Raw genomic sequence first — 12,294 nt, forward strand, 5'->3', positions numbered from 1 at the left:
TAAAACGGATCGGAACGTTCACTTGAAGACAGACATGTTCGAAGCCTTTGGCAGCGGCCCACTCTCCGGCCGCTCGCGGCTCATGGCCACATGCCTCGCGTTGTCCCTCGCTTTTCCCCAACTCGCAACCGCCGACGAATACCATCTCGGCTCGCAGGACAAGCTCACCATCCGCATCGCGGAGTGGCAGACCGTCGAAGGCACGTTCAGGGACTGGACGGCGGTCAATGGCCAATACACGGTCGGCCCTAGCGGCACGCTGTCGGTGCCTTTCGTCGGCGAGTTGCCGGCGGCCGGCAAGACCACGGCGGAAGTCGCGGCGGCTATCGGCGAGGCGCTGCAGCGTAAGCTCGCTCTGTCGGACAAGCCCGAAGCCTCGGTCGAAATGGCGCAGTTCCGGCCGTTCTACATTTCGGGCGAAGTGCAGAACCCCGGCCAGTTTCCCTTCGTGCCCGATCTGACGGTGCTGAAAGCGATCAGCGTCGCCGGCGGCATCCGGCGCACCGCGGACTACGGCCCGCAGCTCGGCAAGGACCTGGTCACCGCCAAGGGCAACTTCGACATCTCCGACGACCAGCGTGTCCGGCTGCTCGTCAGGCGCGCCCGCATCGATGCCGACCTTGCGGGCAAGACGAGCTTCGAGGCACCGAAGGAGGTCGAGGGCGATCCACGGCTGCCGACCATCGTCGCCGACGAGATGACGATCCTGACGGCCGACCAGAAGGCGCTGAAGCTGAAGCTCGAGGCGCTCGACGATCTCAAGAGTGTCCTGCAGGCCGAAATCGAATCGCTGCAAAAGAAGATCGTCAACCAGCAGAAGCAGGTCGACCTTGCGCAGCAGCAGCTCGCCAGCATCGGTCCATTGGCCCAGAAGGGCCTGGTCGCCAATGCGAGACTTCTGGATTCGCAGCAGTCCGTCACCGACCTGCAGGGCAAGATCCTCGACTACGAGACAGCCATCCTCACCGCCAAGCAGGCGATCAGCAAGGCGACGCAGGACGCCATCGATGCCCAGAACACGTTGAGTTCCAGCCTCGCCGCCGACCGGCAGCAGACCGAAGCCGATCTGAACGAGGCCGCGCTGAAGGTGAATATGCAGAAAGGCCTGATAGCCCAGGCCACCGATCCCGCGACGACGGCCGCCATCACCAACGACCAGCAGCCCACCCTGCTTTATTCACTGGTGCGCAATGTGGACGGCAAGACCAGCGAGATCGCGGCGAAGGAAGAAACGCAAGTGCTGCCCGGCGATGTGATCAAGGTCAAGCTGGCGCCGCTGGCCAGCCAATAGACACACCGCCTTTGGCGCGATCCGGCGCCTTCGATCCCCAATCGCAAAGACATCCAACCTCCGTCAGGCCTGCCTGGCGGAGGTTTTTTGTTGGTGCGATTTTCTCTGATAGTGCGATGTTCAAGACCTTGAGATTTTCAAGACCTTGAGATTTTCGGGGCCGTGAGATCTTCAGACGGCGAACCGATCAAAGCGCGCCGCCTTCGAAGGAAATCACGCGACGCGCTTTTGTCTTTGATGCATGTCGTTGCCCAAAATCGCTACGCCCTTTTGGACAAGGTGCGTTGGCTCACGAAGGGTCGGCAGTCGCCGGACGGCCGGCGTGCCGCGGCCATTCGGCCTCGCCCCTGTTCGCATCCGCCGGCTCGAAGGCCGGCGACCGCCGCGTGCCGGTAACGGGCAGCCGTGCCAGCTTGAAATAGCTGAAATACATCAGGAAGGAGCCCATGATGTAGGGGTTGAGGATCTCGACCTCGACGAAGGAGCGGATCAGCAGCAGCACCATCACGCCGAAGAGAACCACCGATTCGGCTTGCCACGCCTTGAAGATCACCATCGAGACGTGGCCGTAAAGCGTGCGCAGCATGATCAGCGACACCATCGTCGCGCCGGTGAAGCCGAGTTCGACAAGCGCCTCGATATAGGTGTTGTGGAAATGAAAGCCGGTGCGGGTGGTGATGTAGAATTCGTTCCACAGCCGCTCGGCCTCGGCGAATCCCTGCACCCAATAGGCGGCATAACCGACGCCGAGGATCGGCGACCGCTGAGCGGCATCCCAGCCCTGTTCCCAGAGATAGGTCCGCCCGGTGAGCGTCGAATCCTTGCCGAAGATGCCAAGCACGAAGTCCATGAGCCCAAGATTGAGCGCCACAACAGCCACCACGACGATCATGCCGGCACCGACCAGGAAGATCACGCGGCGATAGCGCCGCGACAAGAGCTTGCTCATGGCAAGCAGTGCAATCAGCGCCAGGACCGCCGGTATCGAGGCCATCGAGGTGGCGGAATGCGAGACGACCAGCACATAGGCCGACAACAGCACGACCGGCACCGTCAGGATGAAGCTGAGCCGGCCACGCCGCAGGAAGGCGAGGAACACAACCGAGAAATAGATGCCGAGCGAGCCGACAAAACCGATCTGGTTCTTGGACGCGAAGGCGCCGACGAAATTGTAGGTGCCGTCGAGGACATCCTCGGAATAGCCCCCGACCTTGAGTGAATAGAGCAGGACGAAGAATATCCCGATCAGGGCGCCCAGCGTCAGGGTGCGCGCGCTGACGGTGCGCGCCGCGACATAGGCACAGGCAATATGGGAAAGGTACTGGATCGCCGTCCTTGCGGTAGTGCCGGGCGCCTGCGACCAGAAGACGGAGAAGCAGACATAGGCCGCGAACAGCAGCGGCAGCCAGGCGCTGGACAGCTGCCGCAGGAAGCGCCGGTAGTCGACCAGGATGAGCGGAAGCCAGACGGCGTAGTAGGCCAGGATCAGCACCTGGCCGAATATGACGGAATAGGAGAACGCCCAGATCGAGACGGCAACGGCAAAGGCGCCATAGGCGGAGTTCTTTTCGGGATCGACCAGCAGGGACTTGGGAATCTTCATCTCAGAGTCCCGTCGACGCGACCCAAGACCGGCAGGCCAGAGACCACCAAGCCCGGCAGGCCGAAAGCCGGCCGCCATATCCGCAAACAGGGGCGTACAATAAACAGCGTCTCCATTGTGCAGTGCAATATAGCCTATCGCACCCCTTGCTCAATGGCAAATCCGGGGCAAATCCGGTCACCTTGTCTTACAGCCGGGCGATTGCCGAGAGATCGATGGGGTCCGCGCTGCTTCGGGATTGGCCCAGACGATCGCCCCACATGCCGGCTTGAACTTGCCTGCCGGCGACTTCACAGTCCACCTGGGACGAGGCGGCCGGTTGCATCGGTCACGGACAGAGGAAAATCAGATGCCTATGCATTTTGCGGGACGCTTCGCCGGCCGGTCGGCGGTCATCACCGGCGGGGCCTCGGGCATCGGCCTGGCGGTGGCGCAAAGGATCGTCGGCGAAGGCGGGCGCGTGAGCGTCTGGGATCGCGACCCGGCCCAGATCGAACAGGCCAAAGCCGTTGTTGCCGGCCTGCACGGCGTGACGTTGGACGTTGCCGATGCGCAGGGTGTTGAGGCCGCCACAGCGCGGACGATCGAAGCCCTTGGCGGCGTCGACATCCTGGTCACCAGCGCGGCCATCACCGGACCGAACATGACGACCTGGTCCTATTCGACGGAGGATTGGCAGAAGGTCATCGACATCAACATCAACGGCGTCTTCTACTGCAACAAGGCGCTCGTCGCGCACATGCTCGAACGCGACTATGGCCGCATCGTCAACATCGCCTCGATCGCCGGCAAGGAAGGCAATCCCAACGCCTCCGCCTACAGCACGTCGAAAGCAGCGGTGATCGGCCTGACCAAGTCGCTCGGCAAGGAATTGGCCAAGACCAAGATAACGGTCAATTGCGTGACGCCGGCGGCCGTGCGCACCGCGATCTTCAAGCAGATGAGCCAGGAGCACATCGATTTCATGCTGTCCAAGATACCGATGGCGCGCTTCGGCGAGGTCGAGGAAGTGGCGGCACTGATCTGCTGGATCGCCTCGGAGGAGTGCTCGTTCACGACGGCCGCGGTGTTCGACGTCTCCGGCGGCCGCGCTACCTATTAACCAGCCGGGGGCTCCTGCCTCTGCCAGGTCCAACTACAATTCCGCGTGACGGAGCAACGAACGGAGCTGACAGGCGTATAGTGGCTGAGGTCCGGATGGACGGTGATGACATAACAGGGTTGCGGGAAGCCATGATGCGACGAGACAGCCCGGCAGGGGCGATGACCCACGGCCGCCGTGCCGATGAAGCGCGATCGGCGGGAGTCACGACCATCTGGCCGGAGTTTGCATCGTTTGCCTGAAGCATATCCCGCCACGCTGTCCGACGACGAGCTTCTGGATCGCTATCAGCGCGCCGCCTTCGGCTATTTCCTGGAGAATGTGAACCCCGACAACGGGCTGGTTGCCGACACGTCACGGCCGAATTCGCCGGCCAGCATCGCGGTCGTCGGTTTCGCGCTGTCCTGCTATCCGATCGGCGTCGAGCGCGGCTGGATGACGCGCGAGACGGCGGTGGAGCTTACCCTTGCCGCGCTGCGTTTCTTCTCGGCCAGCCCGCAAGGCAGCGGCGACGAGGTCACCGGCCACAAGGGCTTTTACTACCACTTCCTCGATATGCGGACCGGGCTGCGGGTCTGGCGTTGCGAGCTGTCGATGGTCGACACCGCCCTGCTGATCGCCGGCTTCCTGGTGGCGAGCGCCTATTTCGCCGGCAGGGATGAGAAGGAAACCGAAATCCGCGAGCTGGCCGAGGCGCTCTACCGGCGCGTCGACTGGCGCTGGGCGCAAGGCAGCAGTCCGACCTTGCGGCAAGGCTGGAAGCCCAGGAGCGGCTTTCTGCACTATGGCTGGGAAGGCTACAACGAGGCGACGATCCTCTATGTGCTGTCGATGGCCTCGCCGGACAGCCCGACGTCGGACGACTGCTACGAAGGCTGGACGGCGACCTACCAGTGGGAAAACATCTATGGCCATGACGTGCTCTATGGCGGACCGCTGTTCATGCATCAGTTCTCGCATGCCTGGATCGATTTCGCAGGCATCCGCGACGCCTTCATGCGCGAGAAGAATTCGGACTATTTCGAGAACAGCCGCCGTTCGACCTACCTTCACCGCGACTATGCCCGGCACAATCCCTATGGCTTTGACGGCTATGGCGAGAACCTCTGGGGACTGTCGGCCGGGGACGGACCGGGCGGCTTCCGCGCCAGCGTGGAGCGACGGCGCCACCGGTTTTCCGGATACGCCGCGCGCGGGGCGCCTTTCGGGCCGGATGACGGGACGATCGCGCCATGGTCCTATCCGGCGTCGCTGCCCTTCGCGCCTGACATTTGCCTGGCGGCCTTGCGCCATCTCGGCGACCGCTATCCGCAGGTGATCGACAATTTCCGGCTGCCGAGCGGCTTCAATCCGACATTGGCCAGCCGGCGAAAATTCGGCCGCAACGGTTGGATCTCGGAAGGCCATTATGGGCTGGACCAGGGCATCGTGGCGATGATGATCGAGAACCACCGCTCGCGCCTGATCTGGGAGTTGATGCGGTCCAATCCTCACATCCGCCGCGGCCTGGACAAGGCCGGCTTCACCGGCGGATGGCTGTCGCAGCTCGCAAGCCCCGAGCCTGGGGGCCGCGATGTCGCGTGAACGGACAAAAGCCGCCGCCTTCCCGGTCGACCGCAACGATGTCGAGCTGATCCAGGGCGCGCATCCGCCGCGCTGGAAGAACCCGGAGCCGGACGGTTCCTACAATCTCGTCGTCATCGGCGCCGGGCCTGCCGGACTGACCGCCGCGCGCGACGCCGCAAGCCTTGGCGCCAAGGTCGCGCTGATCGAGCGCAGGCTGATCGGCGGTGCGTGCGTCAATGTCGGCGGGGTGCCGTCGAAGTCGATCATCCGCACGGCCAGGCTCTATGCCGACATGCGCGACGCCGAGAATTTCGGCGGCGACACGCCGGAGCGTCTGCACGTCGACTTCGAACGCGCCATGATGCGGATGCGGCAGATCCGGGAGCGGATCAGCCGCGCCGATTCGGCCGCCGCCATCGCTTCGCAAGGCATCGACCTCTATTTCGGTGAGGCACGCTTCGCCGGCACGGACACGGTGGTGGTCGCCGGCAAGACGCTGCGGTTCAGAAAGGCTTTGATCGCGACAGGTGCGCATCCAAGCGGGCCGGCGATTCCGGGGCTTGCCGAGGCCGGCTATCTCAACAACGAAACCATGTTCGATCTCACGAAGTGCCCGCCACGGCTCCTGGTCATCGGCGGCGGGCCGCTCGGCTGCGAGACGGCGCAGGCCTTCTGCCTGCTCGGTGCCAAGGTCATCCTGGCGCAGAGCGATCCGATGTTCCTGCCGGGCGAGGAACGCGATGCCGCGCAGATCCTTTCGGATGCGCTGGCGCGCGAGGGGGTCGAGGTCTGCCTGAACACCGAAGTGGTGGCGGTGCGGACAAAGGGCGGCCAAAAGCTTGCCGACCTGATGCGGGACGGCGACGTGACGACGATTTCCGTCGACGAGATCATCACCGGTGTCGGCCGTTCGCCCAACGTCGATGGCCTTGGCCTGGAAGACGCCGGGGTCGCGTATAACGCCAACGGCATCAAGGTGGATGATTATCTCAAGACCACAAATCCGCATATCTACGCGGCGGGCGATGTGTGCCTGGAATACAAGTTCACCCATACGGCGGAAGCGACCGCCCGCATTGTCGTGCGCAACGCGCTGTTTCGCGGGCGCGGGAAGCTCAGCGACCTTGTCGTTCCCTGGTGCACCTATACCGATCCGGAGATCGCCCATGTCGGTCTCTATCCGGTGGAGGCACGCCAGAACGGCATTCCGGTCAAGACCTATACGGTGCTGATGCACGATGTCCCCCGTGCCGTGATGGACGGCGAGGAAGAGGGGTTCGTCAAGATCCATGTCAGGGAGGGATCCGACCGCATCCTCGGCGCGACGGTGGTCGCCGCCCACGCCGGCGAGATGATCAATGCGGTGACGCTCGCCATCCGGTCAGGCATGGGATTGCATGCCCTGGCCGACGTGATCCACCCCTTCCCGACGCAGGCCCAAGGCATCAAGATGGCGGGCGACGCCTACCGGCGAACGCGGTTCACAACCTTGCGCAGGCGTCTGGCGGCGCGCTGGCTGGCCTGGTCGAGGCGATGACAGCGTATGGAGCAGCTTTTTCTCTGAAATGTCCGCAAATACACGACCAAGTATCCCGCCCGGCGCTTGACGGCACCCAGTACGACTAAGGAAGATTGGATGCACGGTGCGACCGCGGAACACTCGGGGATGCAGCCTGTAACTGAAACGGAATATGCAATCCGGCTCTTGGCCAAGGGCTACATCTGCGTGCCGTTGTGTGCCGGGGGCAAGCATCTCGATCTCCAGGCAATGGAGTATCGTCCCCTACATTTGCAGTCCCGTCGAAGGGACCTGAAAGAGTTGGCGTTCCAATCGGTTGCCTTTCATCTGTCGCAGAAGCCGCCAACCGGCGACGACATCCGGCGCTGGTTCCGTAAGTTTGCCGGAAATGTCGGAATCCTTGGAGGGTTCTCCAACCTTCTTATCTTGGATTTCGATGATGCCGCGACCTATCTGAGCTGGTCGAGCAAGCACGAGGCCCTTTTAAATCGCACGCCGATTGCAAGATCGCCGAACGGGTTTCATGTCTATCTCAGGACGCGCGACCCGACGGCTTCGTCCAGCCTCTATGCCGGCATGCGCCGGATCGGCCACGTGAAGGCGCTTGGGGGCTATGTCGTTGGCAGCCCCTCTATGCTCAAGGATGGCTCGTCCTACAGCTGGCTGAAGGACCATTCACCATTCGATGTCGATCCGTCGCCCATCGAGGGCCTCGCTAGTCTCTCGCTTCGCGCAGTCTCGCCGTTCAAATACCACTATGACCGCATGCTGAACCGTGGCTTCTTCGAGCCCCCATGAGTATCGAGCCCGCATGAGTCTCCCGGACGGCGCGCGACCGGACATCAGCATCGTCATCCCCGCAAGGAATGCGGCCGCGACGATCGACGCGACCCTGCGCAGCCTTGTGGCCGACAGAGACCTCATCGGTGAGATCCTTCTGGTCGACGATGGATCCAACGATCAGACCGCGGCTATCTCGATCCAAAGCGCCCGCGAATATGAATTGCCGCTGCAGGTCCTCAGCATACGGCTTGGCAGCGCCGGTGCCGCCCGCAACGCCGGTATGGCGCGTGCCAAGGGCAAGTTCCTGTTCTTCCTCGATGCCGACGACGAGGTGATCGCGGGAGGCTTGGGGCTGTTGCGTGAGGCGCTTGTGAGCAATCCCGGAGCCGGCCTGTCGATCGGATCCAGCATTCGACGCACCGCGGGCCGGCCGGATAAGCTCAAGGCTCCACATGGATATACAAGCGATCGGGCCCTGAACGCCCGACGCTACCTTTTCAATGAAGCGTGGCCGATCGCCGTGGGAAGCGCATTGGTCGCAGCCGCGGCGACGGCCGCCATCAGCTTTCCCGAAACCACCGGTCTCGATGAGGATACTTGCTATTGGGCGGCCCTGCTGGCACGCTCCGACGTGGCGACGACCCCCGCGCCGGTGCTTCTCTATCACCACGACGAAGCGAGAATGGCGCGGCGATTCGTCCAGACCCCCCGAGCCACATTTCTCGCGATCGCACTGGAACTGGACAAGCTTGCCGGTTTAGGCCTTGCTAAGGACATTCTGCAATGGAGGAAAGCCTGGATCGCGCAGCGGATTTCCAGGCAGCTCCTCAAGCACAAGCAATACAGGGCTGCGAAGCGCATGATGCGTGCCGTTCGCGCCCACAAGACCCTGGGCGGGAGTTGGAAGACATTGCAATATCATACCCGAATTCATGCCGGGGCCATTGTGGAGCGGCCTGGTCATCAGTTGGATGCCAGGAGGGATCGGGAAAGACGCACGCTGATCGTGTCGTACGACCCGGCTTCTCCGCCAACTTCAGGTTCGGATCTGAGAAACTTCCGCAATGCCGACGCAGCCGCCAGGTTCGGACCGGTGTGCCTGGTTTCGGTAAAGCCGAAGATAGCAGGGAATGCGCCTGATCCATTGATCCGCGTCGAGGGCCTTTCGATCCAGGGAGAGCCCCGCACGGCCTCGGTCGGGTGGTGGCGCACCAGGGCGGAGAATCGCATACCGCGTTCCGCCCTGACGCGGCTTGAGACGCTCGCCCGTGAATTCCGCCCTGACACCATCATTGTCGAGGGCGTCGGCCTGTTCAAGCTGCTGCGGCCGCTGCGGCCGCTGGCGGCGCAGCTCATTCTCGACATGCACAATGTCGAGTCCGACCTTGCCGCACAGATCCGGCGTCTCAGTGCCAAGCGAACCGCGGCGGCATTCGGCGTCAGGTTCCTTGAAAGAAAAGCGCTGTCCCTTGTCGACAGGGTATGGGTCTGCTCGAACCTGGATCGCCAGAAGCTGATGAGGCTTTCCCGGCACAAGATTCCGATCCACGTGGTTCCGAACGGAATTCCGCAAGCCGGCGATGTTCCCACGGACATGCCTGCCGAGCCGTCGACCGGCAACGGCTTTCCGGTGATCGTGTTCATCGGCCATCTCGCCTATCCGCCAAACGTCGATGCCGCACAGCGATTGGCCAGTGTCATATTGCCCCGTATTCGAAACGCCCTGCCGGATGCCAGGCTTGTCCTGGCTGGACGCACGCCGAGACCGGCCGTGCAGGCACTGGCCGGATTGCCTGGTGTGGAGCTCATCGAAGATCCCGCCGACGTGGCGCCACTCTTGTCCAGCGCGCATCTCACCGTCGTCCCGCTGACGGCGGGTGGCGGCACACGCATCAAGATCCTGGAAGCAATGGCCGCGGGCGTGCCGGTGATCGCCACGCCGATCGCGGCCGAGGGCCTGGACCTGGTCGAGAATGACGAGGTGCTGCTGGCTGACACCGACGAGACGCTTGCCGAGATGGCCATCGGACTCTGTCTCGATCCCGAACGCCGGGCGCGGCAACGCCTTCGCGCGCATCAGGCGGCATGGGCAAGGTTCGGCCTGCAAGCGATCCGCGACGCCGTTCGTGATGGGCTTGGACCAAACGGCCCCGCCGCATGATTCCAGCAATCCTGCACCAGACGTGGAAGACCGACCGTGTCCCCGCGCGCTTCCAGGCGTATGCCGACAGCTGGAAGCGGCACAATCCACACTGGACGGTGATGTTCTGGAGCGACCGGATGCTGCTCGACTTCGTTGCCGAGCACTACCCGGATTTCCTGCCGGTGTTCTGCACGTACCCGAACGGCGTGGAGCGGTCGGATGCGGCCCGCTACATGCTTCTGCATCATTTTGGCGGGGTCTACGCCGACATCGACTGCGAATGCGTCGCGCCCTTCGATCCGGTCATGAACGAGACCCGGATCGTGCTGTGCAAGGAGCCGGCTTCGCATTCGGCCGTCCAGCTGGAATTCCGCGGCCTGCCCTATCTCCTGTTCAACGGGACGATGGCGAGCCCGCCCGGTCATCCTTTCTGGCTGCATCTCCTGTCGATGATGCCCGGGCTTGCCGGCGCCAAGGACGTGCTCGACGCCACGGGTCCTTGCCTGCTGACCTCCGCCCAGCGCGATTACGATGACCAGGCGGCCTTCGCCATTCATCCTTCCGGCCTGTTCACGCCGGTGACGTCGGCCGGCAGCGCCGAGCGCGAGGCCGCCGACGACACGACAGCACTTTCGATCCATCACTGGGCCGGCACCTGGTGGATCCCTGAGCCGCCGCCGAACTGGACCACCAAGCTTCGCAATCGAGCCTACCGGCTTTGGTATCAGCTGACGCGTGGCGCGTATCTCGATGAGGCCGTGGCGAAAGCGGGCGTCGACAAAGCGGTCCTGTCGGCGCCGCCGCCTTCAGGCAAAAATATCGCCGTACTGGTGCCGCTTCGCGACGCCGCCGACCTCATCCAGCCATTTCTCGATGCGCTGGAGGGGCTCGACTATCCCAAGGAGAGGATCAAGCTGGTTTTCTGCGAGGGTGACAGCCTGGATGGGAGCTGGGAGCGGCTGCAGGCCGCGACGGCGGGATTAACCGGCAAATATCGTGACATCGTCCTGCTGCAAAGGCGGGTCGGCACCAGCCTCGACCGGGCAAAACGGGCAAGGCCCAGGATGCAACGCGTGAGGCGGGGCGCGATCGCCAAGGTGCGAAATTACCTGATCGATCACGGGCTGAGCAAGGACGACGACTGGGCACTGTGGATCGACATCGACGTCTGGCGCTTTCCCGGCGATGCCCTCAACCGGCTGATCGCCACGGGACATCGCATCGCGGTGCCCAACTGCGTGAAGATCGCCGGCGGCGGCAGTTTCGACCTCAACAGCTTCATCGTAAGGCGGCAGACAAGGGATTATCGCTATTACCGCGACATCCGTGGCGGTCTCCACCAGCCTCCCGCGCAAACACCGAACCGGTATCATCTCAGCGATGTCAGGCATCTCGATATCATCGGCCTCGATGCGGTCGGCGGAACCATGCTCCTGGTCGATGCCGCCTTGCATCGCGGCGGCCTTCGCTTCCCCGAAATTCCCTACCGCGACCTGATCGAGACCGAAGCTTTTGGCGTGCTCGCCAACGATCTCGGCATCAGGCCGGTCGGCCTGCCTAAGCTGGAAATACTGCACGTGCCGTGGTGAGCCGGCAGCCCGCCGAAGTTTCTTTCCTAAGGGTTCCAGATCGGCGATGGCCGCAGATGTCGCCAGGCGTCAGTCATGCAACTCCCGCGATATCGGCGGACCGACAGAATAGCCGGAGAATGTGACCTCGAAACCCTCGCGCTGCGGCGAACAGCACATCATGCCGACATCGACCGTCTTCGACACCGGGAAATAGGCGAGCCGCACCGGCTTCCAGTGACCGTCCGAAGCATCGAGATACTGGACGCGGATCGCCTCGGCGTGGCGGGTCAGGCGGATCCTGACGCCGTCCGGGCCGGCGTGAATGGCCACCAGCGACCAGTCCGACGCGTCGTTGGTGACGACGACCGAGACATAGGCGAGGCCGTCCGTGTATTCGATGCCGGCCTTGATCCAGTGCGTTTCGCTCAGCCGGACCATCAGCCCCGCCTGGTCGTAGAGCACCTTGTAGTCGCCCTTGACGGTGACTTCGGCGGTGAAATCGCCCTCGACCGGCCGATGCAGGAAATGGCCGTTGTCGCGCCAGAAACCGTAGAAGGTCTCACGCCAGAAATCGGTCTCCTTGCCGGTGCGTGCATGGACGGTATCGCCGTCGATGGCGTGGTGCGGCGGCGGGTTGAGCCAGGTCAGGTCCTGCAATGCCATGGCGTCGCGCCGATCCGTTTCTTGAGCTGCGTGACCGCTCGCCGGCTCGACCG

Annotated in this window: 9 protein-coding genes; 7 read left to right on the forward strand and 2 right to left on the reverse strand. The window is 63.3% G+C overall.

The features are described 5' to 3' along the window. Window positions 1-34 precede the first annotated feature (34 nt). Entirely contained in the window at window positions 35-1,291 is a 1,257-nt protein-coding gene (locus MESOP_RS01240) for a polysaccharide biosynthesis/export family protein (RefSeq protein ID WP_013891496.1), read from the forward strand. Window positions 1,292-1,580: 289 nt separating this feature from the next. Here the strand turns inward: MESOP_RS01240 and MESOP_RS01245 are convergent, their stop codons facing one another. Continuing rightward, entirely contained in the window at window positions 1,581-2,894 is a 1,314-nt protein-coding gene (locus MESOP_RS01245; protein WP_013891497.1) for an O-antigen ligase family protein, read from the reverse strand. 349 nt (window positions 2,895-3,243) lie between these two features. On the opposite strand from MESOP_RS01245, the gene MESOP_RS01250 reads away from it, so the two are divergent. The 6 genes from MESOP_RS01250 (at window position 3,244) to MESOP_RS01275 (ending at window position 11,596) form a co-directional block, all read left to right on the forward strand. Then, window positions 3,244-3,996 carry an SDR family NAD(P)-dependent oxidoreductase gene (locus MESOP_RS01250; RefSeq protein WP_013891498.1) on the forward strand — a complete coding sequence of 251 codons (753 nt, stop codon included), beginning with the start codon at window positions 3,244-3,246 and terminating at the stop codon, window positions 3,994-3,996. A 234-nt stretch (window positions 3,997-4,230) separates the two neighbouring features. Beyond that, complete coding sequence (locus MESOP_RS01255) at window positions 4,231-5,580, forward strand: glucoamylase family protein (RefSeq protein ID WP_013891499.1); 1,350 nt, start codon at window positions 4,231-4,233, stop codon at window positions 5,578-5,580. Beyond that, window positions 5,570-7,099, forward strand: coding sequence for a mercuric reductase (locus MESOP_RS01260; RefSeq protein WP_013891500.1), 1,530 nt, complete (start codon window positions 5,570-5,572; stop codon window positions 7,097-7,099). The genes MESOP_RS01255 and MESOP_RS01260 overlap by 11 nt, the downstream gene beginning before the upstream one ends. Before the next feature lie 99 nt (window positions 7,100-7,198). Continuing rightward, on the forward strand, window positions 7,199-7,879 hold the full coding sequence (locus tag MESOP_RS01265) for a bifunctional DNA primase/polymerase (protein ID WP_013891501.1): 681 nt from the start codon (window positions 7,199-7,201) through the stop codon (window positions 7,877-7,879). After that, on the forward strand, window positions 7,857-10,025 hold the full coding sequence (locus MESOP_RS33205) for a glycosyltransferase (protein ID WP_245265042.1): 2,169 nt from the start codon (window positions 7,857-7,859) through the stop codon (window positions 10,023-10,025). Before MESOP_RS01265 ends, MESOP_RS33205 begins: the two co-directional genes overlap by 23 nt. After that, window positions 10,022-11,596, forward strand: coding sequence for a glycosyltransferase (locus MESOP_RS01275; protein WP_013891503.1), 1,575 nt, complete (start codon window positions 10,022-10,024; stop codon window positions 11,594-11,596). The genes MESOP_RS33205 and MESOP_RS01275 overlap by 4 nt, the downstream gene beginning before the upstream one ends. A 69-nt stretch (window positions 11,597-11,665) precedes the next feature. On the opposite strand, the gene MESOP_RS01280 is transcribed toward MESOP_RS01275, so the two are convergent. Further along, window positions 11,666-12,241 (reverse strand): DUF1349 domain-containing protein, encoded by a 576-nt coding sequence (locus MESOP_RS01280; RefSeq protein ID WP_013891504.1) that lies wholly within the window; start codon window positions 12,239-12,241, stop codon window positions 11,666-11,668. Window positions 12,242-12,294: the final 53 nt, after the last annotated feature.

It is taken from the genome of Mesorhizobium opportunistum WSM2075, assembly GCF_000176035.2.
GTDB lineage: Bacteria > Pseudomonadota > Alphaproteobacteria > Rhizobiales > Rhizobiaceae > Mesorhizobium > Mesorhizobium opportunistum.

What these genes read in the sequence shown, in the direction of transcription:
- MESOP_RS01265 (WP_013891501.1), top strand. Translation starts at nt 7,199, where the DNA reads ATGCACGGTGCGACCGCGGAACACTCGGGGATGCAGCCTGTAACTGAA.
- MESOP_RS01250 (WP_013891498.1), top strand. Translation starts at nt 3,244, where the DNA reads ATGCCTATGCATTTTGCGGGACGCTTCGCCGGCCGGTCGGCGGTCATC.
- MESOP_RS01245 (WP_013891497.1), bottom strand. Translation starts at nt 2,894, where the DNA reads ATGAAGATTCCCAAGTCCCTGCTGGTCGATCCCGAAAAGAACTCCGCC.
- MESOP_RS01260 (WP_013891500.1), top strand. Translation starts at nt 5,570, where the DNA reads ATGTCGCGTGAACGGACAAAAGCCGCCGCCTTCCCGGTCGACCGCAAC.
- MESOP_RS01275 (WP_013891503.1), top strand. Translation starts at nt 10,022, where the DNA reads ATGATTCCAGCAATCCTGCACCAGACGTGGAAGACCGACCGTGTCCCC.
- MESOP_RS01240 (WP_013891496.1), top strand. Translation starts at nt 35, where the DNA reads ATGTTCGAAGCCTTTGGCAGCGGCCCACTCTCCGGCCGCTCGCGGCTC.
- MESOP_RS01280 (WP_013891504.1), bottom strand. Translation starts at nt 12,241, where the DNA reads ATGGCATTGCAGGACCTGACCTGGCTCAACCCGCCGCCGCACCACGCC.